Annotated in this window: 21 protein-coding genes; 9 read left to right on the top strand and 12 right to left on the bottom strand. The window is 73.0% G+C overall.

Going from position 1 to position 23,323, the window contains the following annotated elements; genetic code table 11:
* Nucleotides 1–21: 21 nt before the first annotated feature.
* Complete coding sequence (locus NH2_RS09430; RefSeq protein ID WP_067651309.1) at nt 22–855, top strand: tyrosine-type recombinase/integrase; 834 nt, start codon at nt 22–24, stop codon at nt 853–855.
* A gap of 103 nt (nt 856–958) precedes the next feature.
* Here the strand turns inward: NH2_RS09430 and NH2_RS09425 are convergent, their stop codons facing one another.
* From NH2_RS09425 to NH2_RS09415, 3 genes are all read right to left on the bottom strand, one after another.
* Nucleotides 959–2,248 carry a serine/threonine-protein kinase gene (locus tag NH2_RS09425; protein WP_169811469.1) on the bottom strand — a complete coding sequence of 430 codons (1,290 nt, stop codon included), beginning with the start codon at nt 2,246–2,248 and terminating at the stop codon, nt 959–961.
* Between the two features lie 169 nt (nt 2,249–2,417).
* Nucleotides 2,418–2,642, bottom strand: coding sequence for a hypothetical protein (locus NH2_RS09420; protein ID WP_067651303.1), 225 nt, complete (start codon nt 2,640–2,642; stop codon nt 2,418–2,420).
* A 56-nt stretch (nt 2,643–2,698) separates the two neighbouring features.
* Nucleotides 2,699–3,280 carry a TetR/AcrR family transcriptional regulator gene (locus NH2_RS09415; protein WP_067651300.1) on the bottom strand — a complete coding sequence of 194 codons (582 nt, stop codon included), beginning with the start codon at nt 3,278–3,280 and terminating at the stop codon, nt 2,699–2,701.
* Between the two features lie 76 nt (nt 3,281–3,356).
* On the opposite strand from NH2_RS09415, the gene NH2_RS09410 reads away from it, so the two are divergent.
* From NH2_RS09410 to NH2_RS09395, 4 genes are all read left to right on the top strand, one after another.
* Entirely contained in the window at nt 3,357–3,770 is a 414-nt protein-coding gene (locus tag NH2_RS09410) for a VOC family protein (RefSeq protein WP_067651298.1), read from the top strand.
* Nucleotides 3,771–3,854: 84 nt separating this feature from the next.
* Entirely contained in the window at nt 3,855–5,279 is a 1,425-nt protein-coding gene (rox, locus tag NH2_RS09405; protein WP_067651295.1) for a rifampin monooxygenase, read from the top strand.
* A 145-nt stretch (nt 5,280–5,424) separates the two neighbouring features.
* Nucleotides 5,425–5,871, top strand: a complete 447-nt coding sequence (locus NH2_RS09400) for a nuclear transport factor 2 family protein (protein ID WP_067651292.1) — start codon at nt 5,425–5,427, stop codon at nt 5,869–5,871.
* Between the two features lie 19 nt (nt 5,872–5,890).
* Nucleotides 5,891–6,367, top strand: a complete 477-nt coding sequence (locus tag NH2_RS09395) for a nuclear transport factor 2 family protein (RefSeq protein ID WP_067651290.1) — start codon at nt 5,891–5,893, stop codon at nt 6,365–6,367.
* 13 nt (nt 6,368–6,380) lie between these two features.
* On the opposite strand, the gene NH2_RS09390 is transcribed toward NH2_RS09395, so the two are convergent.
* Nucleotides 6,381–7,130, bottom strand: a complete 750-nt coding sequence (locus NH2_RS09390) for a PIG-L deacetylase family protein (protein ID WP_067651287.1) — start codon at nt 7,128–7,130, stop codon at nt 6,381–6,383.
* Between the two features lie 14 nt (nt 7,131–7,144).
* The gene (locus tag NH2_RS09385; RefSeq protein ID WP_067651283.1) at nt 7,145–8,218 is read right to left on the bottom strand and encodes a class I SAM-dependent methyltransferase; all 1,074 of its coding nucleotides are present in this window, start codon (nt 8,216–8,218) and stop codon (nt 7,145–7,147) included.
* Nucleotides 8,219–8,316: 98 nt separating this feature from the next.
* Between NH2_RS09385 and NH2_RS30140 the strand changes: the two genes are divergently transcribed.
* Nucleotides 8,317–11,229, top strand: coding sequence for an AfsR/SARP family transcriptional regulator (locus tag NH2_RS30140; RefSeq protein ID WP_067651280.1), 2,913 nt, complete (start codon nt 8,317–8,319; stop codon nt 11,227–11,229).
* A gap of 144 nt (nt 11,230–11,373) precedes the next feature.
* On the opposite strand, the gene NH2_RS09375 is transcribed toward NH2_RS30140, so the two are convergent.
* On the bottom strand, nt 11,374–11,739 hold the full coding sequence (locus tag NH2_RS09375) for a MerR family transcriptional regulator (RefSeq protein ID WP_067651277.1): 366 nt from the start codon (nt 11,737–11,739) through the stop codon (nt 11,374–11,376).
* Nucleotides 11,740–11,786: 47 nt separating this feature from the next.
* Here NH2_RS09375 and NH2_RS09370 point away from each other — a divergent pair, with 47 nt between their 5' ends.
* Together NH2_RS09370 and NH2_RS09365 are read left to right on the top strand one after the other, a co-directional pair.
* A complete protein-coding gene (locus NH2_RS09370; RefSeq protein WP_067651275.1) occupies nt 11,787–12,887 on the top strand; it encodes an oxidoreductase in 1,101 nt (366 codons plus the stop codon).
* Nucleotides 12,888–13,035: 148 nt separating this feature from the next.
* On the top strand, nt 13,036–14,652 hold the full coding sequence (locus NH2_RS09365) for an alpha/beta hydrolase (RefSeq protein WP_245650522.1): 1,617 nt from the start codon (nt 13,036–13,038) through the stop codon (nt 14,650–14,652).
* 60 nt (nt 14,653–14,712) lie between these two features.
* On the opposite strand, the gene NH2_RS09360 is transcribed toward NH2_RS09365, so the two are convergent.
* Nucleotides 14,713–15,663 carry a DUF1214 domain-containing protein gene (locus NH2_RS09360; RefSeq protein ID WP_157103669.1) on the bottom strand — a complete coding sequence of 317 codons (951 nt, stop codon included), beginning with the start codon at nt 15,661–15,663 and terminating at the stop codon, nt 14,713–14,715.
* 330 nt (nt 15,664–15,993) lie between these two features.
* Between NH2_RS09360 and helR the strand changes: the two genes are divergently transcribed.
* Nucleotides 15,994–18,177, top strand: coding sequence for an RNA polymerase recycling motor ATPase HelR (gene helR / locus NH2_RS09355; protein ID WP_169811468.1), 2,184 nt, complete (start codon nt 15,994–15,996; stop codon nt 18,175–18,177).
* Between the two features lie 90 nt (nt 18,178–18,267).
* Here helR and NH2_RS09350 read toward each other — a convergent pair whose 3' ends face one another.
* From NH2_RS09350 to NH2_RS09330, 5 genes are all read right to left on the bottom strand, one after another.
* Nucleotides 18,268–18,702 carry a VOC family protein gene (locus NH2_RS09350; protein WP_067651267.1) on the bottom strand — a complete coding sequence of 145 codons (435 nt, stop codon included), beginning with the start codon at nt 18,700–18,702 and terminating at the stop codon, nt 18,268–18,270.
* A 250-nt stretch (nt 18,703–18,952) separates the two neighbouring features.
* The gene (locus NH2_RS09345; protein ID WP_169811467.1) at nt 18,953–20,488 is read right to left on the bottom strand and encodes an MFS transporter; all 1,536 of its coding nucleotides are present in this window, start codon (nt 20,486–20,488) and stop codon (nt 18,953–18,955) included.
* A gap of 119 nt (nt 20,489–20,607) precedes the next feature.
* Nucleotides 20,608–21,828 carry a DUF6545 domain-containing protein gene (locus NH2_RS09340; protein ID WP_067651263.1) on the bottom strand — a complete coding sequence of 407 codons (1,221 nt, stop codon included), beginning with the start codon at nt 21,826–21,828 and terminating at the stop codon, nt 20,608–20,610.
* 3 nt (nt 21,829–21,831) lie between these two features.
* Nucleotides 21,832–22,317: a hypothetical protein gene (locus NH2_RS09335; protein ID WP_157103668.1), complete on the bottom strand. Its 486-nt coding sequence runs from the start codon at nt 22,315–22,317 to the stop codon at nt 21,832–21,834.
* Between the two features lie 415 nt (nt 22,318–22,732).
* Nucleotides 22,733–23,317 carry a hypothetical protein gene (locus NH2_RS09330; RefSeq protein ID WP_157103667.1) on the bottom strand — a complete coding sequence of 195 codons (585 nt, stop codon included), beginning with the start codon at nt 23,315–23,317 and terminating at the stop codon, nt 22,733–22,735.
* Nucleotides 23,318–23,323 lie beyond the last annotated feature (6 nt).

The following is a 23,323-nucleotide window of genomic DNA, read 5'->3' as shown; positions in this document are numbered from 1 at the left end:
TTGGGGCGGAGGTGATGCCGAGTGAGCGACGACATCCGTGTTCCGGTGGGGGTTTCCGCCGCACCGCTGCTCGCCGGGTTCGCCGCCGCCTTCCCGGCGCAGCGCGCTGCGGTCGCCCGGTTCCTCGGCTGGCTGGCCGCACGGCGTGGGCACGAGGACGCGCTGGCGAGCGCCGCCGGGCGAGATCTGGCGGTGTGCGGGTATCTGCGGGCCGGGGCCGGGGACGGTGATCTGACCGCGCTGCGGGTCTTCTACCGCTGGCTCGGCCTCGGGGTGCCTTCCGCCCGGCGGGTTCCGGTGGACGAGCGAGCGCTGACCGCCGAGCAGGAGCGGGCGGTGCTCGGCGCGGCGGCGCGGCGCGGCAGCCGGGCCTATGCGCTGATCCTGCTCGCGCTGGATACCGGGGCCGGGGGAGCGGAGCTGGCCGGGCTGGATCTGGGTCTGCTCGATCTGGCGGAGTGGCCGGGCCGGATCACCCTCGGGGCCGGGCGGACGGTGCCGATCGCCGGGGCCACCAGGGGGGCGGTCACCGCGTGGCTGGCGGAACGTCGGCTGTTCGCCGGGGGTGATGTGCTCGCCGTCTTCGTGACCGAGCAGGCGCCGCACCGGCGGCTCGCGCATCGTACGGTGGAGGAGATTCTGCGCGGAATCGGCGCCGACGCCGGGGTCGAGGTGGGCAATGGGATACTGCGGCGCACCGCCGAGCAGCGGCTGGCCCGCTCCGGGCTGACACCGGATGCCGTCGCCGCGCGGCTCGGGCGACCTCCGTCGGGCCGGATCCCGCTTCCGCCGTGCGGCCGCGAACAGCTCGACCTCTTCGGTGACGAGGTAGCAGGCAGACAGTCGGCCTCGTGAGGCCGACGCCGGCCGTGCCCGGCCGACCGGCACCGAGCGACCGGGACGCCTCAGCCGCCGCGATCGCCGCCGGAGCCCGGCTCCGACGGGGAAGACCAGCGCCTCAGCGCTCTCCCCGCAGCACGACGGCGAGATTCCGCGCCGCGTGCGGATCACCCCGATCCACCGCCTGCCGCAACCAGAACTCCGCCTCCCCGGCCCGCCCCAACTCGAACAGCACCACCCCCAGCGCATTCAGCGCGGCCGGATTCCCGGCCTCGACCGCCCGGCGCAACCAGCCCTCCGCCTCGGCGGGCGACCCGCGCTCGTAGTGCAGCTTGCCGAGGTTGTACAGCGCGGAGGTATCGCCGCGGTCGATGGCCCAGCGGTACCAGATGACCGCATCGTCCCAATCCCCGCGCGCGTACTGGATATTGCCGATATTGGCGGCGGCCTCCGGACGCCCGAGGTCGACCGCGCGGCGATACCAGGACTCGGCCGCCTCGACATCACCGCGATCCCGGTACGCGTGCGCGAGCTCGAGCACCGCCTCCGGCACGCCCCGCTCGGCGGCCGCGCGCAATCGCCGGTCGCCGGTGAGCGCGGGCTCGCGGGTCGGCTCGTGCGCCGTGACCGCGCGCAGCGCGTCGATGGCCAGTGCGGTGCCGGTGGGGTAGCGGTCGGCCGGATCCTTGGCCATCGCGGTGGCGAGCACGGCGTCCAGCCCGGCGGGCAGCCCCGGAACCCGCAGCGGCGGAACCGGTTCCGACCGGTGCCCGGTCTCGGGGTCGATGACGCCGTACGGCGTCCGCCCGGAGAGCAGCTGGTAGAGCAGGCAGCCGAGGGCGTAGAGGTCCGAGCCCGAATCAGCCGGCGCTCCGGCCCAGCGCTCCGGCGCGGTGTAGGCCGGGGTGGCGCCCGAGCAAGTCAGCCCGAAGTCGGTGATGACCGCGCGATCACCCTCCGGGTGCGGCTCGACCAGGATGTCGGTGAGCTTGAGATCGCCGTGGTGCGCACCCCACTGGTGCGCGTAGTCCAGCCCGCGCGCGACATCGGTGACCAGCCGGACCGCCCGCGCCGGCTCCAGCCCGCCCGCGGCGGCCGCGAGCAGCGGCGTGACGTCGCCGCCCGGCACGTATCGCATGGCCAGCCAGCACACCTCGTCCCCGGGGCGGCTGCGCTCCAGCACGGTCGCGATATTGGGGTGCTCGAGCCGCGGCCCCCGCTCGAAGCGGGCGCGCAGCTCCGGCTCCCCGGCCCGGTCGGCGTGCAGCACCTTGAGCGCCACGTCCTGGCGCCGGTCCGGGTGGCGCGCGAGGTAGACCACGCCGTGCGCGCCGGAGCCGAGCGGCTGCACGATCGTGTACTCCGCCAGTACCGCACCGGGCGTCAGCGCCACGAGTCCTCCCAGCACCGTGATTCCGGACATTTCCAGCCTCACACCGTCCGGGCCGCCCGCGCAAGCCACCCCGCCGAACCGAGGTGCAGGGGGAAAGTTCCTGCGGGCGCCACCGTGACCGTCGCCCCGGCCGCGCCGAGGGCCTCCGGTCGGCGGAGTCCGAGCAGGTCCTGGTCGCGCCGACCTACTGCTTCTTCTTGATCGGCTTCTTCTTTTTCTTGGGCTTGTCGTGGTCGGGCTCCCACTCGTAGCCGGGCGTGTTCGCCTCGCAGTAGGAGTTCGCGACGAGGACGTCGCCCTGGTCACGCTCGCACCAGCGCTCGGACTTGCCGCAGCCCGAGACGCCGAGCGCGACCGCCGCGGCAAGCCCGAGAGCGGTTGCCGCGGTGGCGAACCTGTGTACCGTCATCCCTCACTCCTTCGGTAGCCCCGTACAGCATTCGGGTAACCGACCGGGAAGTCCAGTCAGGCGCGCAGCGCTTCCAGGACGCGGCCGAGCGCGGCGCTGGTGTCGGGGAGCGCCTCCGGCTCGGTGGCCAGCCACAGCGCGGCCTCGTTCATGGCGCCGGAGAGCAGGTGCACCAGCGGCTCCAGCGGCTGGGCGGGCAGTGTGCCGTCGGCGACGAGCGGGGCGAGCGCGTCGCGCAGGTGGCTCGCGGAGTTCGCCTCGTCCAGGGCGCGCCACTCGTGCCAGCCGAGGACGGCGGGGCCGTCGACCAGCAGGATGCGCTGAATGGCCGGGTCGGTGGCGGCTACCAGGAAGGCGTCGCAGCCGGTGCGCAGCTGTTCCCAGGGGCCGGATGCGGCCTCAGCGGCGGCCGCCACCCGCGTGCCCACCTCTCGCTGCACCTCGGCCAGCACCGCGCGGAACAGCTCCTCCTTGCCGGCGAAATTGTGGTATAGCGCGCCCTTGGTGACCCCGGCGGCGGCGACGATGCGCGCCAGCCCGACCACCGCGTACCCCTCGGCCGCGAAGAGCTCGCGGCCGCGGCGCACCAGCAGCGCGCGGGTCTGCTCGCGCTGCGCGGCGCGTTGGTTCGGCGGCATCCGTCCTCCTCGTTGACATACCGACGGTATGCGGCCTACCGTAGCTCACATACTATCGGTATGTGAAAGGTGTGACATGCGACTGCAGAGCTTCTACCCGGTGCTCGGCACCGAGGCGATCGCGGCGAGCCGCGACTTCTACTGCCACTGGCTGGGTTTCGAGGTGACCTTCGAGGCGGATTGGTACGTGAGCCTGCGCAGGCCGGGCCCGGTGCCGTGCGAGCTGGCGCTGCTGGACCCGGCGCACCCGACCGTCCCGGCCGGCTACCGCGCGCCTGCGCGCGGCATCGTGCTCAATGTGGAGGTCGACGATGTCGACGCGGAGTGGGAGCGCATGGTGACCGCGGGCGGGCTGCGTCCGGTGCTGGCGATCAGGAGCGAGGATTTCGGGCAGCGGCACTTCATCGTCGCCGACCCGGGCGGGGTGCTGGTGGACATGATCCAGCCGATCGAACCGTCGGAAGAGTTCTCCGCCCTCTTCAAGGTATAGCGAACCCGGGGTCTTGCGGCAAGACCCGGGGTGTGCCGCAGAATCTCCTCCCGTTGGCTTCTACCTGCGGAAATCGGGAGTTTCATGATCGACGTGATCATTGCGGGCGGCGGTCCGGCCGGGCTGGTGCTCGCGAGCGAGCTGCGGCTGCACGAGGTCGGGGTGCTCGTGCTGGAGCGCGAGCCGGAGCCCACCGAGGTGGTGCGCTCGCTCGGCATGCACGCGCGCAGTATCGAGATCCTGGATATGCGCGGCATCCTGGAGCGCTTCCTCGCGCTCGGCACGAAGCACCCCGCGGGCGGGTTCTTCGCCGGGATCCCCAAGCCGCCGCCGGAGCGGCTGGACACCGCGCACCCCTTCACGCTGGGGCTGCCGCAGCCGATCACGGAGCGGCTGCTCGCCGAGCGCGCCACCGAACTCGGCGCCGAGATCAGGCGCGGCATCGCGGTGACCGGGCTGCGTCAGGACGAGTCGGGGGTGACCGCCGAGCTGGCCGACGGGTCGCGAATCGGTGCCTGCTACCTCGTCGGCTGCGACGGCGGGCGCAGCACCGTGCGGAATCTGCTCGGTATCGAGTTCCCCGGCGAGCCGAGCCGGGTGGAGACGCTGCTCGGCGAGATGGCGGCCACGGCGGCGCCCGAGGAGCTGGCGGCGGTCACCGCGGAGATCCGGAAGACCCAGCTGCGCTTCGGGATCGGGCCGGTCGGCGATGGCCGGTACCGGGTGGTGGTGCCCGCCCCCGGGCTCAGCGCCGATCGCACCGTTCCCCCCACCTTCGACGAGTTCCGGGCCCGGCTGCACGCGGTGGCCGGCACCGATTTCGGCGTCCACTCGCCGCGCTGGCTCTCCCGCTTCGGCGACGGCACCAGGCAGGCCGAGCGGTACCGCAGCGGCCGGGTGTTCCTCGCCGGCGATGCCGCGCACGTGCACCCGCCCACCGGCGGGCAGGGGCTCAACCTCGGCATCCAGGACGCTGTCAACCTGGGCTGGAAACTCGCGGCCGCGGTGCGCGGGTGGGCGCCGGACGGGCTGCTCGACAGCTACCAGGCCGAGCGGCACCCGGTCGCCGCCGAGGTGCTGGACAACACCAGGGCGCAGATGCAGCTCATGGCGCTGGATCCGGGCGCGCGGGCGGTGCGGCGGCTGGTCACCCGGCTCATGGAGTTCGAGGAGGTGAACCGGTACCTGGTGGAGTCGATCCACGCCATCGGCGTGCGGTACGACCTCGGTCCCGGCCCCGAGCCGGTGGGGCGCAGGCTGCGCGATATGCCGGTGGGCGACGGGAGGCTCTACGAGCACCTGCACGCCGGACGCGGGCTGCTGCTCGACCGGACCGGTGAGCTGTCGGTCACCGGCTGGGCCGACCGCGTCGATCACCTGGTGGCCGAGAGCCCCGACCTCGCGGAGCCCGCGGTGCTGCTGCGCCCGGACGGCCACGTCGCCTGGGCAGGCGCCGATCGGCCCGGGCTGAGCGAGGCGCTGACCGGCTGGTTCGGCGCGCCGAGCTGAGACGCACCGGATGATTCGGCGCGCCGGCCGAGACGCACCGGATGTTTCGGCCCGGCGGCCGAGCCGACGGCACCCGGCGCGCACAGGGCCGGACGATAACGCGTTCCGCCTCCCATCGGGGCGCGGGTGCGCTTGGATGGACGGCATGGACCTGCAGACCGTCGCCGACCGGATCGAGATCACCGACCTGCTCACCCGCTACGCGCACGCGGTGGACGGCAAGGACTGGGCGCTCTACCGGACCGTCTTCACCGCCGACGCGCACATCGACTACGGCACCGCGGGCGGCCCGGTCGGCGACCTGGAGGCGGTGATCGAGGGGCTCACGGTTGGGCTCGGATTATTCACCCGCACACAGCATTTCATCTCCAATATCGCGGTGGAGCTGGACGGCGACACGGCGCGGGTGCGTGCCATGTTCATCAACCCGATGGTGGTGAAGCCGGGGAAGCAGTTCTTCTGCGGCGGCTGGTACAACCACGAGCTCGTGCGCACCGCCGATGGCTGGCGCAGCCGCAGGCTGATCGAGGAGGCGGCGTGGTTCGACGGGCTCGAGGCCGCCTTCGCGCCGGATTCCGCTCCGAAAAACTAGAACACGTTATTCTGACCCGATGGACCTGGTTGCGCTCGAGGCGATCCGCGGGCTCAAGTACCGCTACTTCCGCACGCTCGATCTGAAACTGTGGGACGAGTTCGCCGACACCCTCGCCGCGGACTGCCGGGGCCGGTACGGCACGCACGCCCTCGGCGAGCCGCCGGTACTGGACGGCAGGGCCGCCATCGTCGCCTTCCTGCGGGAGAACCTGGGGCCCGGCATCGTCACCACGCACGTGGCGAACCACCCGGAGATCCGGGTGGACGGCGACACCGCCACCGGCAGCTGGCTCTTCGAGGACACCGTCCTCGCCACCGAGTGGAACGTGCTGATCCGCGGCTCCGGCTACTACACCGACGAGTACCGCCGCGACCCGGACGGCGCCTGGCGGATCACCGCCACCGGGTACCGGCGCATCTACGAGTCCTCGCAGGCGCTGGCCGACACCCCCAGCCATCGGCTGCTGGCCAATATGTGGGCCGAGCCGAGCTGAGGGCGCCGGGCGGTCAGCAGCCGCGGGCGAAGTCGAGCGCCCGCGCGGGGAGCGCGTCGACGAAGGTCTCCTCGGTGCAGGCCCATGCCCGCATGGTCTCGACGCCGAGCAGCGCCACCAGCTCCGCGGTCTGGCTGGCCTGGGCGCGCAGCGCGACCAGTTTGCGGTCGGCCGACGCGTCGTCCAGCCGGAGCCGCACCGCGATCCGGTCGGGGGCGGCGCGCCACGGCAGGTCGGCGGTGGGGAAGAGCGCCAGCCGGTCGTAGAGGTCCCGCCAGGTGTCGGCGAACTCCGCGGTGAGCCGTGGGTAGAGCAGCCGGGCCGCGGGCGCGGCCCGGCTCCGCGCCGCCTCGGCCCAGGCCGAGACCATGCGGTGGTCGGGGTGGCCGGTGAAGCCGTCGGGGCCGAAGGTGACCACGACCCCGGGGCGCACCTCGGCGACGATGGCGGCGAGCCGGGCCACCACGGTGTCGAACGGCTGCGCGGCGCAGCCGCCGTCCGGCAGCCCGAGCTGGTGGTGCTCGGTGACGCCGAGCGCCGCGAGGCTCGCGGTGAGCTCGGCGTCCCTGGTCGCGGCGAGCCGCTCCGGCGGCCACCGCTCCGGGTCGCCGGTGCCGTGCTCGCCACGGGTGGCGGTGACGCAGACGACCCGCCTGCCCGCGGCCCGTGCGGCCGCCATCAGCCCGCCGGAGAGGTAGACCTCGTCGTCGGGGTGGGCCCAGATTCCCAGCACCGGGCCGGTGCCCGGCAGTGCGAGAGACATGACGGCGCGTCCTTCTAGTGGGTGATCTCGTAGAGGATGTTGAACGGGTTCTCCATCTCGACCCGCCGGACGGTGCCGAAACCGGCCGCCGCGCACAGCTCGCGCACCGTGTGCTCGGGGAACCCGCAGGTCCCGAGCCCGGCGCCGCCGTGCGCGAGCGAGGTGGTCATGCAGTAGAGCACGCTCACACCGTAGAAGTAGGCGGCGATCGGGCCCTGGTTGTCCTGCAGCCGGTGGCTGGAATTGATGTCGAGGCACAGGTAGCGGCCGTCCGGGCGGAGCGCGGCGTGGATGGCCGCCAGGATGCCGCGCGGGTCGGCGGCGTCGTGGATCACGTCGAAGGTGGTGATCACGTCGTAGTCGCCGGGCAGCCCGCCGGAGACGTCGAGGCACTCGAAGCGCACCCGGTCGGCGACGCCCGCCGCCCGCGCCGCCGCCTCGGCGGCCGCGACGGACTCCGGGTGCACGTCGAAGCCGGTGTAGCGACCGGCGGGGTAGCGCTCGGCGAGCCGGATGAGCGCCCGGCCGCGGCCGCAGCCGATATCGGCGACGTCGGCGCCGCGGCGCAGCGCCGCGTCCAGTTCGGGCAGCGCGGGCAGCCAGACCTGCGGCAGCAGGAAGTCGAACCAGCCCGCGCTGAACCGCTCCAGCCCCTGGAACCAGTCCGGCGGGTAGGCGGTGATCGGCACGCCGCCCCCGGTGCGGAAGACCTCGAGCACCGGCGCGAGCATGCCGGTGAGGCCGTAGAGCGCCTGGTGCAGCCCGCCGAGATGAGCCGGGCTCTCGGTGGCGAGCACCGGCACGTGGGCGGGCGGGAGCAGGTAGCTGGCGGCGGCGGGGTCGTGGGTGAGGTAGCCGTGCGCGGTCATGGCGGCCAGCCACTCGCGCAGGTAGCGCTCGTCGGTGCCGGTGCGGGTGGCGAGCTCGGCGCTGGTCACCGGGCGGGAATCGGCGAGCGCGCGCCACAGCCCGAGCCGGTCGCCGAGCATGGTCATGGTGGTGGCCATCCAGGTGGCCGCGTCCGCGACCGCCCGTCCGGCGAAGGTCTCCACCGCAGCCGGGTCGAGCTGTTGTTCCGTGGTGGTCATGGTTTCCGTCCTCCTGTGTGGATGTCGTCGATGCGAGGATGGGGCGACCCTGTTGCCGCGCGGTTGTCGCGCGGTTGCGAGCACGGAATCGGGGCCGGATGGAGTTCGAGGTACTCGGGGCGCTGCGGGTGCGGCACGCGGGCGGCGCGGTCGCGCTCGGCAGCCGTGCGCAGCGGGTGCTGCTCAGCGTGTTGCTGGTGCACGCGGGGACGGTGGTCTCCACCGATCGGCTGATCCTGGCGCTCTGGGGCGAGGAGCCGCCGCCGACCGCGCTGCGCACCCTGCACAGCCACATCGCCCGGCTGCGCGGCGCGCTGCGGGCCGACGGGGTCGAGCGGCTGCACACCCACCCGCCCGGCTACCTGCTGCAGGCCGATGCGGTGGATGCCGCCGAGTTCGCGCAGCTGCTCGGCGCGGCCCGCGACGCCGATCCGGAGCGGGCCGGGCAGCTGCTCGATATCGCGCTCGCGCTCTGGCGCGGCCCGGCGTACGCGGAGTTCGCCGAGCTGGATGCCGTTCGCCCCGAGGCGGAGCGGCTCGCCGCGCTGCGGGTGGAGGCGGTGGAGGAGCGGTTCGAGGCGGCGCTGGCGGCCGACCGGCGGGACGGGCTGGTGGCCGCGCTGCAGGCGCACGTGGCGGAGTACCCGGTGCGGGAGCGGCCGGTGGGGCAGCTGGCGCGGGCGCTGTACCGGGACGGGCGGCAGGCCGAGGCGCTGGCGGTGCTGCGGGCGCTGCGGGTCCGGCTCGACACCGAACTCGGGGTGGAGCCGTCGGCGGCGCTGCGCGCGCTGGAAACCGCGGTGCTGCGCCAGGATCCGCGGCTGGCGGCGGCACCGGCGGTGGCGCGCGGGGTGCCGCTGCCGGAGACCGCGCTGATCGGCCGGGAGGGTGAGCTGGCGGCGATCGCGCGCGGGTTGCGCGAACACCGCGTGCTCACGCTGACCGGTCCGGGCGGGGTCGGCAAGACAACGCTCGCGCTGCACGCCGCGCACGCGGCGGGGGTGCCCGCGGCCTGGTGCGAATTCGCCCCGCTCACCGGCGATGCCGTGGTGCAGGCGGTGGCGACCGCGGTGGGTGCGCGCCGCCAGCCGGGCACCGGCCTCACCGACTCGCTGCTCGCGCTGCTGGCCGAGCGGGAACTGCTCCTCGTGCTCGACAACTGCGAGCACGTCGTCGAGGAGGCCGCGCGGCTGGTCACCGCGATCCTGCGCGGCTGCCCGCTGGTGACCGTGCTGGTGACGAGCCGGACCGCGCTCGGCGTGCCGGGGGAGTGGCTGCGCCCGATTCCGCCGCTCGGCCTGCCGGATTCGCCGGAGGACGCCACCGCCCCCGCGGTGCGGCTCTTCGCCGAGCGCGCCAGGGCGGTGCGGCCCGGCCTGGAGCTGGACCGGGCGAACCTGCGGCACATCGCCGAGGTGTGCCGACGGCTGGACGGGCTGCCGCTGGCGCTGGAGCTCGCCGCCGCCCGGGTGCGGGTGCTGAACCCCGCCGACCTGGCGGCCCGGCTCACCGACCCGCTCGGCGCCGCGGGCGCCCGCAGCCTGCGCGCGGTGCTCGACTGGTCGTACGCGCTGCTCGGCCCGGCCGAACAGCGGCTCTTCGCGCGGCTCTCGGTCTTCCACGGTGAATTCGGGGCGGACGCCGCGGAGGTCGTCAACGGCGCCCCCGCGCTGGAGCCGCTCACCGCCCTGATCGACAATTCGCTGGTCACGGTGACGGAATCCGCGGGGGTAACCCGGTTCACGATGCTGGAGACGGTGCGCGAGTACGGCGCCGACCTATTGCGCCGCCGCGGCGAGGCGGATGTGGTGCTCGAGCTGCACGCCGCCTGGTTCACCGGGCTGGCCGAGCGCGCCGACGCCGGGCTGCGCGGCCCCGACGAGGCGCACTGGTACGCCGTCGTCGGCGCCGACCTGGACAATCTGCGCGCCGCGCACCGGCACACCGTCGGCACCGGCGACACCGACCGCGCGCTCCGGCTCAGCGCCGGGCTCGCGCTCGCGGTGCTCTACCGCTTCCCGGACGAGGTGGTCGCCTGGAGCGAGACCGCGCTCACGCTGCCCGGCGCGGCCGGGCACCCGCGCTACCCGGCGGTCTGCGCCGCGGTCGGCGAGGCGCTGACCTTCGGCGGGGAGCACGAGCGCGCGCTCCGCGTCGCCGAGGCCGCGCTCGCCCCGCTGCCGCCCGACGCACCGGAGCGCATGCCGCTGCTCAAGATCCGCGCCGCCGTCGCGCTCTACCGCGGCGAACTGGACGAGTGCGGCGCCGCCACCGCCGAGCTGCTGGCCCTGGCCGAGCGCTCGGGTACGCACTGGCACGCGGCCGAGGCGCTGCTCTTCGCCGGGCTCGCCCGCACCTACGCAGGCGCCCCGGCGGAGGGGCTCGCGCTGGCCGAGCGCAACCTGGACGAGGCCGCCGCGGCGGGCAGCCCGAGCCTGCGCGCCTGGGCGCTCTACAACCGGGCCGAGGCGCTCGCCGTGCTCGATCCGGCGGCGGCACTGCTCGGCTACAGCGAGGTCGTCGCGCTGGCGGCCACCGTGTACAGCGTGTTCGCGGCCAATGTCGCGCACGTCGGGCTGGCCGCGCTGCACCTGCGGGCGGAGCAGATTCCGGAGGCGCTGGACGCCTTCGGCGCGGCGGTGCGCGGGTGGCGGGCCATGCAGGTCTGGCACCACCAGCGCAGCACGCTGCGCGCCCTGCTGCCGCTGCTCGCCCGGCTCGCCGAGCGGGAGGCCGCCGTGCTGCTCGGCGCGCTGGAGCGCGGCGAGCCCGGGTTCGGCGCGGATGCCGAGGCGGTGCCGCCAATGGCTGCCGCGCTGCGGGCGGCGCTCGGCGAGGTCGCCTTCGCGCGGGCGCGGGCCGAGGGGGCGGTGCTCAGCCGGGAGGCGGTGGCCGATACCGCGCTCGCGGCGCTGGCCGCGGCGGCGATTCGGATCGGCTCGAGCGGGACGGCGGACCCGGCCGCGCGCACCGGCTCGGCCGGGGCGGGTGGATCTGCGTCTGCAGGGTGAGCGCGCCATCGTGACCGGACCCAGCGATGGCATCGGGCCGGCCGTGGCCCGGCGGCGGAGGCCGTCGATCCGGTGCTCGCGGCCCGCTGGGCGGCGCACTCCCCGCGGCCGCACGCGCGGCGAAGGCCGGGTAGCGCTCGGCGCTCACGCGGGGTCGCCGCCTGCGGCGCGCAGCACGGCATCCAGGACGTCGCGGGTGTGGTGCAGGTCGCGCAGGGCGCGGTCGATGCGTTCGCGCTCCGCGGTGAGCTTGTCGACCAGGAACGGGGTGGCGGCGGCGTTCGGGGTGCCGTCGGCATCGTGGACGCAGGGCAGCAGCTCGCCCACGGTCTCGCTGTTCAACCCGGCCGCGAACATGCGCTGGATCCGCTCGACCCTGGCCACCGCGGCCTCGTCGTACTCGCGCTGCCCGCCGGAGCCGCGCTCGGCGGCCAGCAGCCCGCGCTCCTCGTAGTAGCGCAGCGACCGCACGCTGACCCCGGTGCGCGCGGCCAGCTCCCCGATCCGCATCACAGCTCCTTGACCTCACATCCATGTGAGGTTCTAGCGTACGGCACATGCACCTGCTCACCGAGTACCGCACCGCCCACCTGACCCTGCCCAACCGCGTCGTGCTCGCCCCGATGACCCGGCTGCGCTCGCACCCGGACGGCTCGCCGACCGCCGCCGTCGCCGACTTCTACGCCCAGCGCGCCGCCGCCGGGCTCATCGTCACCGAGGGCATCTGGCCGCACTCCACCGGGCAGAGCGAGGCCTGGGTCCCCGGCCTGCAGACGCCCGCGCACGTGGCAGCCTGGCGAGCGGTGACCGCGGCCGTGCACGCACGGGGCGGCCGGATCGTCGCCCAGCTCATGCACGGCGGCAGGAAGAACCACCCGCTCGGGCGGATCGACGGCTCGCACCCCGCCGGACCGTCGGCGGTGCTCGACCCGGACCCGGTGCACCTCATCGCGGGCGGCAAGGCCGCGCCGATCGTGCCCGCCGCGCTGACCAGGGACGAAATCCGCGCGCTGCCCGCGCAGTTCGCCGCGGCCGCCCGCAACGCCGTCGCCGCCGGATTCGACGGCGTCGAGCTGCACGGCGCGAACAGCTATCTGCTGCACCAGTTCCTGGCCGACAACACCAACCTGCGCACCGACGAGTACGGCGGCTCGATCGCGAACCGCCTGCGCGCCCCGCTCGCCGTGGTGGACGCTGTCGCGGCGGCGATCGGCGCGCACCGCACCGCCATCCGGCTCTCCCCGGGCAATCCGCAGTTCCACATGGCCGAGGCCGACCCGGCGCCGCTCTACCGCGCCCTCGTCGCCGAGCTGGACCGGCGCGAACTGGCCTACCTGCACCTCACCGACAACGACCGCTACCGGGCGCTGGCCGATCTGCGGCCGCGCTGGCACGGCACGCTCATCGGCAATATCGGCGAGAACCGCGCGCCCACCGACGCGGCAGGCGCGGAGGCGGTGCTGCGCGCCGGGCACGCCGACCTGATCTCCTTCGGCCGCGCCTGGATCGCCAATCCCGATCTGGTGCACCGGATCTCGCACGGGCTGCCGCTCGCCGCCATCCGCGACGAGCTGCTCTACGGCCGCGATGCCCGCGGCTACAGCGACTACCCGGAGTTCGCCGCCACCGGGGCGCCGGCTCCCGCCAACGGCCGGTGATCGCCGCGACTGTGTAGCCTGCTCACACGCGATCGTGCCAGGACCCCGCCGGTCGCGCCCCGGAAGGAACGTGGCCGTGCCCGATTCACCCGACGTCGAATCGCCCCCTGTCGACGCACCGGATACCGAAACGCCCCGGCCCGGTTTCCTGCGCGCCCCGCACCCGGTCGGGCTGGCCGGGGCGCTGCTGTTCTTCGTCTGGTCCATGACGCCGTCGCTGCTGCCCCGGGTCTGGTACCTGCAGGGCGTGGCGACGGGGCTGTCCATGGTCACCGGGTACGGGATCGGCGTGCTGGTGGCCTGGGTGATCCGGCGCTGCGGCGTCGCACCCGAGTGGTCGGCGCGCACCAGGCGGATCGGCTGGTCGGCGCTGGCCGGGGCGGCGGCGATCCTGGTGCCGCTGTTCCTGGTGCTCGGCTCGTGGTGGCAGCAGATCATTCGCGACCTGGTCGGGGTGGCGCGCGTGGAGCGCTCCTTCTACCTGCTGGTACTGCTGATCGCGGTGCTCGTCGCGGTCCTGCTGCTCGCCGCCGGGCGCGGGCTGCGCGCCGCCACCGCGGGGCTGACCCGGTTCGCCGGCCGCTGGCTCCCGGCGCCGGTGGCGAAGCTCGGCGCGGTGGTGCTGGTGGTGGCGGTCGTGGTGGTGCTGCTCAACGGCGCGCTGTACCGCGGGCTGCTCGGGGCGGCCGAGGAGTCGGCCAAGCTCGCCGACAAGGCCACCGCGGAGGGGGTGGAGCAGCCCCTCCTCCCGGAACGCTCCGGCTCGCCGGCCTCGGCCGAGCCCTGGGATTCGCTGGGCAAGGAGGGCCGCACCTTCGTGGCGGGCGGCCCGAGCGCGGAGCGGATCGCCGCGGTCACCGGTGCCCCCGCCCGCACCCCGATCCGGGTGTACGCGGGCCGGGAATCCGCCGACACCATCGCCGGGATCGCGGACCGCGTCGTCGCCGAGCTGGAGCGCACCGGCGGCTTCGACCGCAGGGTGCTCGCGGTGGTCACCACCACCGGGCGCGGCTGGGTGAACGGCAATGTGGCGTCGAGCTTCGAGTACGTGTCGGGTGGCGACACCGCCATCGCCGCCATGCAGTATTCGTTCCTGCCGAGCCCGCTGGCCTTCATCGCCGATCGCGACACTCCCCAGGTGGCGGGCCGGGCGCTCTTCGAGGCGGTGTACGAGGTGTGGGCCGCGCGGCCCGATGACCGGCGGCCGAAGCTCGTGGTCTTCGGCGAGAGCCTGGGCTCCTACGGCGGGCAGGCCGCCTTCGCCTCCGGCCCGGACCTGGTGGCCCGCACCGACGGCGCGCTGCTGGTCGGCACCCCGAACTTCGCCGAGCCGTGGGGCCGGATCACCGCGGACCGCGACCCCGGCTCACCCGAGCGGCTGCCGGTGGTGGACGGCGGCGCGCACCTCCGCTTCGCCTCCCGCCCGGACGACACCGCGCTGCCGGCGCGATGGGAGTTCCCGCGGCTGGTCTTCTGGCAGCACGCCAGCGACCCCATCACCTGGTGGTCTTTCGACCTGCTCTGGCACCGCCCGGACTGGCTGCGCGAGCCGCTCGGCCCCGACGTGGACCCCGGCATGCGCTGGCTCCCGGCTGTCACGTTCTGGCAGGTGACGCTGGACATGGTCTTCTCCGCCGACGTCCCCGCCGGGTTCGGCCACACCTACGGCCCCGAGGCCGCCCAGCTCTGGGCGCAGATCCTCGACCCGCCCGGCTGGAGCGCCGCCGCCACCGAACGGGTCGAGAACGCCCTGCGCGAGGGGTGAGCTCACCGTCCTCGAGCACGTGGTAGCGCGCGTACTGGCCGGGAGGTGTCCGGGTCTGGTTCAGGGGGTGTATTCGCGGACCTGGGGCAGGGTGTAGGCGCGTTCGAGGACGGTCGCGGCGGGTTGGTAGATCCGGAACAGGAAGTTCCATCCCTCGCTGATGTCGAGGCGATTCGGCCGGTTCCCGACGATGTCGGCGGAGCCGAAGTAGACGGTGAAGGTGCCGTCGTCGTTGAAGTGGGTGGTGGCCGGGCTCAGGGTGGCGTTGTCGGAGTGGAAGAACGCGTCGTCGCCGTAGACGGCGATCGACCAGAATGCCTCGCAGGGCGGCACGTCGTAGGTCGCGGTGTACGCCTTGGACGCGTCGGCGGGACCGGTGTAGTTGATATAGACCGCTTCGTGCTCGGGGAACAACCCCCACGCGCCGGCGACCGCGAGGTGACGGGTGGCTTCGTCGACCTCGCCTCGTCGTCCCATCCAGCCCGACGGGTACTGGGTGTGGGTGCGGAATTGCTGCTCATACTCGGCTCGCAGCGCGAACACGGAGTCGACGTCCCAGTCCGGTGGCGTGAAGTTCTGGGCACTGTTCGCCTCGATCTCGAACCGGCGCAGCATGTCCGCGACCCGGGCGATCTCCTCGTCGTCGGTCAGGTCGTGCAGTTCGACGCGCGGGATCGCGCAGCAGTAGCGGGTGGGGGAGGTGATCTCGTGCCAGCCGGGTTCGTGCAGGATGTCGATCACGTAGTGGTCGTTGTCGATCACGAACAGCGACCGGTACCGGTCGTCGGGAAGATCGGGAACGAATACCCGCGCTCCGCCCGCGGTGTCGATGACACCGCCACCGTAGAGGGTGTCGCGGTTCATGCGCACCACCGGCTGCTCGTCGGTCGGAGTCGGCCGGGAGATCAGGTAGAACTTGTTCACCTCCCCGCCGGCGCGTTGCTGGAAGACAGCGAATCTGCCATCGACCTCGGCCCGAATATAGGTGTGTGGGGTCACGACCTCAGGCATCAGCACTCCGATCGTCGGCGTCTGGCAATCATAGAGCAAACGGTGTGGATGCCGACGAACCCCGGGCCGTGACTCGGTAGGGACTCACGATGCGGACCTGGTCTGCGGGACGCCGAGCCCGTCCAGCCGATCCCGCAGCCGGGCGGCACTGCGCCGTACGCGGCCGAGATCGACCGGGGCGAAGGGGTGTCGGGAAGGGAAGGGGGCATGCGCACGTCTCGTTCCCGCGCTCATTCTATCGCGGCCCCCCGGGCTTGCGGCAAGGCCCCGGTCTTCCCGCAGAATAGCCCGCCGGAGCCGGAAGCTGCGGAAACGCGGGAAGTGAGGGGCATGACTGCCGACGGGTACGACGCGGAGCTGCGCGGCGAGCAGGGGTACGTCGCCGGGCTCTACGTCCGGCTGGACGCGGAGCGCACCCAGGCCCGCGAGCGCCACGCCGCGGCGCTGCGGGCGGAGGGCGATTCCGCACTGGAGCGCGATGCCGAGGTGCGCGCGCTCGGCCGCGAGATCGGGCGGCTGAACGTCGCGGACAACGGGCTGTGCTTCGGGCGGCTCGACGCCGCGTCCGGCGAGCGGTCCTACATCGGCCGCATCGGATTGTTCGACGAGCGCAACGAATTCGAGCCACTGCTGCTGGACTGGCGGGCGCCGGCGGCGCGGCCGTTCTACGTGGCCACCGCCGCGCACCCGGAGCACATGCGCCGCAGGCGGCAGTTCCACACCCGCGGCCGCGCCGTCACCGCCTTCACCGACGAGGTGCTCGGCCGCCCCGGTGCGGGCGAGGGCGGGGACGCGGCGCTGCTGGCGGCGGTGAACGCGCCGCGCGGCGACGGCATGCGCGACATCGTCGCGACCATCCAGGCCGAGCAGGACGAGATCATCCGGCTCGCGCACTCCGGGGTGCTGGTGATCGAGGGCGGTCCCGGCACCGGCAAGACCGTTGTCGCGCTGCACCGGGTCGCCTACCTGCTCTACACCCAGCGCGAGCAGATGGAGCGCAACGGGGTGCTCGTGGTCGGCCCGAACCCGGCCTTCCTGCGGCATATCGGGCGGGTGCTGCCCTCGCTGGGCGAGACCAACGTGGTGTTCACGACCACCGGCGACCTGGTACCCGGGCTGCGCGTCACCGCCGAGGACACCCCGGCGGCGGCTCGGGTCAAGGGCTCGCTCGACATCCTGGAGGTGCTGGCCGCCGCCGTCGCCGACCGGCAGCGGCTGCCGGAGCGGCCGATCGAGCTCGAGCTGAGCGATGTCACGGTCCGGCTCGACGCCGAGACCGCGGAGTGGGCCAGGCAAGAGGCGCGGGAGAGCGGGCGCCCGCACAACGAGGCGCGCGCGGTCTTCACCGAGATCGTGAGCTACGTGCTCAGCGAGCGGGCCGCGGCCAGGGTCGGCCGCGGCTGGCTCACCCGCGACGACCGCGAGGCCTGGGCGAACCTGCGGGAGGACCTGACCACCGAACTGGCCGAGCTGCCTGCTTTCACCGCCGCCCTCGACGAGCTGTGGCCGCTGCTGACCCCGCCGCAGCTGCTCGCCGCGCTCTACGAGTCGCCGGAGCGGCTGGCCGCGGCCGGCGCCGACCCCGCGCTGCTGCGCGCCGACGGCACCGCCTGGACCGTCTCCGACGTGCCGCTGCTGGACGAGCTCACCGACCTGCTCGGCCCGGTGCACCCCGCCGACGGCGCGGCCGAGCGGGCGGAGCGCGCCGAGGCAACCTACGCCGCGGGCGTCCTCGACATCCTGGTGAGCCGGGAGGACTCCATGGACGACGAGGACCACCTCTTCGCCACCGACCTGCTCTACGGCGCCGACCTGGCCGAGCGCTTCGTCGAGCGCGACACCCGTGACCTGGCCGAGCGCGCCGCCGCCGATCGGGACTGGACCTACCGGCACGTGGTGGTGGACGAGGCGCAGGAGCTCTCGGACATGGACTGGCGGGTGCTCATGCGGCGCTGCCCGAGCCACTCCTTCACCATCGTCGGCGATCTGGCGCAGCGCCGCTCCCCGGCCGGGGCCCGGAGCTGGGGCGCCGCGCTGGACCGGTACGTGCCGGGGCGCTGGCTATACCGGTCGCTGACGGTGAACTACCGGACCCCGGCCGAGATCATGGGGGTCGCGGCGGCGGTACTCGCCGAGTTCGCGCCCGCGGTGCGCCCGCCGGAGTCGGTGCGCTCCTCCGGGGTCCGGCCCTGGTCCCGGCGGGTCACCGAGGACGAGATCGCCGGGGCGGTGCAGGAATTCGTGCGGGCGGAGGCAGGGCAGCCGGGTACCGCGGTGGTGATCGGGCCGCGGTGGGTGACCGGCGCGGTCCCCGCCGCGGCGACCAAGGGGCTGGAGTACGACGCGGTGCTGGTGGTGGAGCCGGAGGCGATCCTGGCCGACGGCCCGCGCGGCGCCGCCGAGCTCTACGTCGCGCTCACCCGCGCCACCCAGCGGCTCGGTGTGCTGCACCGCGGCGAGCTCCCGCCCGCGCTGCGCGGGCTGGAACCGCTGCCGGAACACGGTTCGGAGTGATCGCGAACCTCGCGAACGTACGCGAGGTCGGCGAAGGACGGCGCCGACCGGGTGCTGCCAGTGCCGCCGGCGGCAAGCGGCACGGGCCGCTCAGCCCGGCGCGCTGCCCGACAGGAAGTGCACGACCTCCCAGAGGTGCCGGTCGGGGTCGCCGAAGTACCCGGCGTAGATGCCCCATGGCCGCTGCAGCGGCGCCCGCACCATGGTCGCGCCCGCCGCGGCGGCCCGCTGGAGAATGTCGTCGACCTCGCCCCCGGACTCGACGAACCAGCCGAGGCTCACCCCGGACCCGGTTACCCGGTCCGGGGCGACGCCCGCGTCCTTCGCCAGGTCGTCACGGCCGTACAGCGAGAGGATCAGGCCGTTGCCGAGCGTCAGCATGGCCGTGCTGCCGCCCGGATTCTCCGCGTCGCCGGTGAATTCGGTGCCGATGATGCCGGGGAAGGGCAGCCCGAGGCCGTCCCGGTAGAACCGCAGCGAGTGCTGCAAATCGCGTACGCCGAGAGTTATCGCACTGATCGTCATGTGCTCAGTACGGCGCATCGAAGGCGGCATGGTCTTGCACAGATCGGACAGCGCCGCCGCCACCTCGGTCCGGACGTCAGGGTCCGGGACAAGCCCGCCTGGGTGCCGAGCAGGAGCATCGCGTCCGCCCCGGCAGCGGCCGGACCGTAGCGCCGCCTGACCGCCCCGGGCCAGCTCCATTACGGGCGGTGCGCTCTCCGGGCTGTGCGGACGCAGGTCGGGCGCGCCACCGCATCCGGTAGTCGGCCACCTATCGCCGGGGCATGAGCAGCAGGGCCACCACGGCACTCACTGCCGCGACTGCGGTTCCGGCCACCATGGCGACGTGCATGCCACCGGTAAATGCGTCACGGCCGGCGTCGGCCAGGAGAAGTGCGGCGTCGCCAGGAAGTTCTCCGGCGACGCGGAGCGCGCCGCCCACCGAGCCGCGCGCAGCCTCCAGGGCGGCGGGCGGCAGGTTCTGGACAAGGTCGGCGCCGGTGCCGTGCTGTAGACGATTCCGGTAGGCGGTCGCGGCGATACTGCCGAGCACGGCGACACCGAACGCGGAACCGGTCTGCACGGCCGCGGAATTGGTCGCCGATCCGATCCCGAGTTCGGATTCCTGCAGCGATCCGACGATCGCGTCGGTCGTGGGGCTGATGGTGAAGCCTGCGCCGAATCCGAGCAGGACCATGGCCACGAGGGGTCGGGTGTAACCTCCGTCGGCAGTCGAGGTGGCCAGTACGGCCATGGCACCACCCAGAGCGGCGAGACCGGCCGCGATGACCACTGACGGGCCGAACCGGGTGGCGAGCACGCCGCCCAGCGGACCCGCCACCAGGATCATCAGCGCCGCCGGAGCCAACCGCACGCCGGTCTCCTGAGCGTCGTACCCGAGCACGAACTGGAGCTGCTGGACCAGGAGGAAGAAGGTCCCGACCAAGGCGAACATCCCGAGGAAGACCAGAATGTCACCCGCGGCGAGGCGTCGATGCCGGAAGATCCCGAGCGGGAGCATGGGATGGCTGCTGCGCTTCTCCCAGCCGACGAACGCGGCGAGCAGAAGCATACCCGCGACGATGCCACCGATCACCGCGGCGCTGGTCCAGCCGCGCACCGGGGCCTCGATGACCGCCCATAGCAGCGTGCCGAGGCCGGCCACGGACAGCACGGCGCCGACGATGTCGACGCGCCGCACCACCGAGGCGCGGGTTGCGGGTACCAGCCAGAGGGCGACGAGCGCGGCGGCGAGCGCGATCGGCACGTTGATCAGAAAGACCGAGCCCCACCAGAAGTGCCCGAGCAACCAGCCGCCGAGGAGCGGGCCGATCGCGATTCCGACGCCGACCGCGGCTGACCAGATCCCGATGGCTCGCGCGCGCTCCTCCTGGCGCGGAAAGACCGTTGCGATCGTGGCCAGCGAGGACGGCATGATCAGCGCAGCCCCAGTGCCCATGAAGCCGCGGGCTACGATGAGGTGCCCCGGCTCGCTCGCGTAGGCCGCGGCGACGGAGGCCACCGCGAAGAGCACCAGTCCGGCAACGAACGTGGTCTTTCGGCCGAGCCGGTCGGCGAGGCTCCCGGCGAACAGCACGAGCCCACCGACGAGCAGAGCATAGGCATCGACGATCCACTGCAGTTCGCTCGTCGAGGCGTGCATATCGTCGACGAGGGTCGGCAGTGCGACGTTCAGCACGGTGACGTCGAGCCCGACCATGAGCAATCCGACGCTCATGACGCCGAGCACCGGCCAGCGCCATCGTTCCTGCTGAGAGTCTTCGCCTTCCCGGCTCTCGACCACCATGGACTCCTCCTTCGGGTTGGACGAACAACGTGAAGAACTTCCGGCGACCGCAACGGCCGGCGGCCCGCAAGGAAGGCGCCGGATTCCCGAGGAATGTTGTGGTGGAACACAGTTCGCGTTCATGCCGTCGAAATCGGGGCCGGCCGGGGCAGCTCAGCGGCAGGATGGCCGGCCGCGCGGACGATGGTCGTGGCGGGCGCCCACAGTCGCAGCAGCGTTCTCTCGTCGGGAACGTCGGTTCGCCTCGCCGTCGCATCACCGGGCTGTCCGCCGCACTCGGTGAGCCGCGCGGCGGCAAGGACCAGTTCCGCGACGAGCCGGACGGACTCCTGGTCGCGCTCGGCGACAGTGGCCTCGATGTAGTCGTCGATGCCGGTCGGGAGCGGGCGCACATACCGGGCGACGATCTCGGCCGCGTCGTGGATCTCCATCCGGCGGCGATGCAGTCGCTCTCGCGGCGCCGCCCTCCAGCTGTCCACCCGCCGCAACCGGAGCACCACCCCGGGCGCGGCGGTGGTGAGATCGTCCCAGACCGCATGCAGACGACGCGCGCACCGGGATTCGGAATCGAGGCGCAGGAACTGGAGCACGGCGCGAGTGGAGGACGGAACGAAGATTACGACGACAGCGGCGAAGACGAACAACCCCGGCTCACCCGAGGTGACTCCGCCGACGGCGAGGTCGTAGACGGCGCGGGTCGGCGCGGTGTCCATCCCGGCGGCGTCCAGGGCGGCGGTGATCATGAGCGAGCACACCGGGAGCAGGCTGGCGATCCCGAGCCCGATCAGGGCGTTGACCGTGAACTTCTCCCAGGGTGTGGTCGCTCGCCATGCCAACCCTCGCTTCTTCAGCAAATAGAATTGACACGAAACAATCACCGGCAGAGCGAGATACAATGCGATGTATACGCCGTAGCGCCAGCCGCCGTACTCGGCGATCGAGACCGCGGCGCCGGCGCGCGCCGGCGCACTCAGGATCAGAAAGAACAGGCCGAGCAGTGCCGTCGACCCGAGCACGGCCGCGAACCGGATCCGATAGCGCACCGGGCCGTATGCGCGCAGCAGCACCATGCCCATGCCGCAGGCCCAGGCCACCACGGTAAGCCAGTGCCAGGCGTCGAAGACGGTGGCCAGCCCGCCGGGTATCCGATCCGCCAGCCGGCGCGCGATGATCGGCTCACGCAGCAGTGCCGCTGTCGCGTCGAGGGCGAGCAGAGTATTGATCAGGCGACCGAAGGCGCTCGTCCGGCCGATCAGGGTCAGCCGGATCGCCGTGACGGCGACGATGAAGGCCGTCGCGGCCACGGTGATCGCGGTGGGCAGGTGATGGTGCGGCCACACGCGCTACAGCTCTTTCAGCATCGGATCCCGGCGCGGGCCATCGACCCTGGCCCGGAGACCGACCAGGGTCGCGAGCAGTTCCGCTTCGTACTCCTCTCTGGAGGCGTACCCGGAGACGCCGCGTGCGGCGCGCACCGCCGAGAGGTCGATCCCGCGGCCCGGGGCCCCGCCCCAGTGGACCGCGGGAATCGCGGGGTCCCTGCCGTGGCCGAGCAGCATGTGGGAGACCTCGTGCAGGACCACATGGTGCTCCACCGCGGGGTCGGAGCACTGCCTGAGGAGGATCATGTCGTGGTTCTCGCAGGCCAGCCACAGGCCGCAGAGCCCGACCGGTGCCGTAGGGGGGAGGAGGAGGCGCACGATGGGGCGTCCGCGTTTGTGCTCGACCGCCGCGATGAACTCCTCGATCGTCCAGTCCGCGGGCAGCTCGAGGTTGTCGATGAGCGCGTGCAGGCGGGCGCGCGTGCTCCGTCTACGGCGCGCTGTCATGGCGGACTTCCGTCGGAACGGATTCTCCATGAAGTGTGGAATGCGGATCGTGGCCAAGAGCAATTCCTCCCCCGAATACGAAATCCGACTTTCGTCCGTGCCCGGCGGCCTCGCTGCCGTCGGGCACTCTGCGGTGCGCCGGCCAGGCCGTGCGGGGCCCGTCGGCACGACGTCGTCCGTTGCCCCCGAATGTACTCACGTGCCCATATCCCCACGGCACGATGCCGGCATCTCGTTACCGGTACCGCATCGGCAGCCAGCTGCCGGAGGCGCACCGATTCCTACTCCTCTGGAGGAAAGGCGGCCTCAATGCACCATAGGTCACAGTAGTCGAAACTGCCACACGCAAAGGAAGTTCGTGTGCCGATTGCCCTGGTTATCGGGGTCTTTGGCGGATACCGGCGACTACGCCCCACTACCGTTCCGTGGACGAACCGGCCTCGGGATCTCGCTCGGCATGCTCGGGATCGGTGACGTTTTGCAGTGCTTGGAGTAGCCGGTCGATCGCGGGCTTGGGGAACGTCAGCTGATATCCCTCGGTGTGACTCCGGGCCCGTTTCAACTCGATGCCGAGCCGATCGAGCTCGGTCACCAGGTCGACGACCGCTCGGTGCCTGCGCGCGAGATTCTGCAAGGCGCTCACTCCGCTCTCGACATCGTCGTCCATGCCTGCAGCCTCGGCGCGCTCGAGGGCGGGCGGGACGAGGGCGCCGCCGTGGTAGAGCGCCGCGGTGGCACTACCAGGAGCGAGCCCCAGCGCCTCCAGCGCCCGGTTGTACTTTGCTTCCGTTGTGGCGCTGATGGTTTCGACCTGTCCACTCTCGATCCGGGACTGCACGTTCCTGGTCGGGCCGCCCAGCTCGTGTACGCGCTGGTGGGTGATCAGCTCGTCGGGGAGGTTGCGTTGCCGGAACGCCTTCATCTGCAGACCGAACCGCTGCCCAGCGGACTCGGCTCCCTCGCGCTGCGCGGTCTCGCTGGCGCCCATCTCGTCGCCCATGGGGAG

It is taken from the genome of Nocardia harenae NBRC 108248 (genome assembly GCF_001612885.1).
Classification (GTDB): Bacteria; Actinomycetota; Actinomycetes; order Mycobacteriales; family Mycobacteriaceae; genus Nocardia; species Nocardia harenae.
The sequence above is the reverse complement of the archived record's forward strand: the minus strand, read 5'-3'. Positions and strand labels throughout refer to the sequence as shown.

What these genes read in the sequence shown, in the direction of transcription:
- NH2_RS09420 (WP_067651303.1), bottom strand. Translation starts at nt 2,642, where the DNA reads ATGACGGTACACAGGTTCGCCACCGCGGCAACCGCTCTCGGGCTTGCC.
- NH2_RS09415 (WP_067651300.1), bottom strand. Translation starts at nt 3,280, where the DNA reads ATGCCGCCGAACCAACGCGCCGCGCAGCGCGAGCAGACCCGCGCGCTG.
- NH2_RS09410 (WP_067651298.1), top strand. Translation starts at nt 3,357, where the DNA reads ATGCGACTGCAGAGCTTCTACCCGGTGCTCGGCACCGAGGCGATCGCG.
- rox (WP_067651295.1), top strand. Translation starts at nt 3,855, where the DNA reads ATGATCGACGTGATCATTGCGGGCGGCGGTCCGGCCGGGCTGGTGCTC.
- NH2_RS09400 (WP_067651292.1), top strand. Translation starts at nt 5,425, where the DNA reads ATGGACCTGCAGACCGTCGCCGACCGGATCGAGATCACCGACCTGCTC.
- NH2_RS09395 (WP_067651290.1), top strand. Translation starts at nt 5,891, where the DNA reads ATGGACCTGGTTGCGCTCGAGGCGATCCGCGGGCTCAAGTACCGCTAC.
- NH2_RS09390 (WP_067651287.1), bottom strand. Translation starts at nt 7,130, where the DNA reads ATGTCTCTCGCACTGCCGGGCACCGGCCCGGTGCTGGGAATCTGGGCC.
- NH2_RS09385 (WP_067651283.1), bottom strand. Translation starts at nt 8,218, where the DNA reads ATGACCACCACGGAACAACAGCTCGACCCGGCTGCGGTGGAGACCTTC.
- NH2_RS30140 (WP_067651280.1), top strand. Translation starts at nt 8,317, where the DNA reads ATGGAGTTCGAGGTACTCGGGGCGCTGCGGGTGCGGCACGCGGGCGGC.
- NH2_RS09375 (WP_067651277.1), bottom strand. Translation starts at nt 11,739, where the DNA reads ATGCGGATCGGGGAGCTGGCCGCGCGCACCGGGGTCAGCGTGCGGTCG.
- NH2_RS09370 (WP_067651275.1), top strand. Translation starts at nt 11,787, where the DNA reads ATGCACCTGCTCACCGAGTACCGCACCGCCCACCTGACCCTGCCCAAC.
- NH2_RS09360 (WP_157103669.1), bottom strand. Translation starts at nt 15,663, where the DNA reads ATGCCTGAGGTCGTGACCCCACACACCTATATTCGGGCCGAGGTCGAT.
- helR (WP_169811468.1), top strand. Translation starts at nt 15,994, where the DNA reads ATGACTGCCGACGGGTACGACGCGGAGCTGCGCGGCGAGCAGGGGTAC.
- NH2_RS09350 (WP_067651267.1), bottom strand. Translation starts at nt 18,702, where the DNA reads ATGACGATCAGTGCGATAACTCTCGGCGTACGCGATTTGCAGCACTCG.
- NH2_RS09345 (WP_169811467.1), bottom strand. Translation starts at nt 20,488, where the DNA reads ATGGTGGTCGAGAGCCGGGAAGGCGAAGACTCTCAGCAGGAACGATGG.
- NH2_RS09335 (WP_157103668.1), bottom strand. Translation starts at nt 22,317, where the DNA reads ATGACAGCGCGCCGTAGACGGAGCACGCGCGCCCGCCTGCACGCGCTC.
- NH2_RS09330 (WP_157103667.1), bottom strand. Translation starts at nt 23,317, where the DNA reads ATGGGCGACGAGATGGGCGCCAGCGAGACCGCGCAGCGCGAGGGAGCC.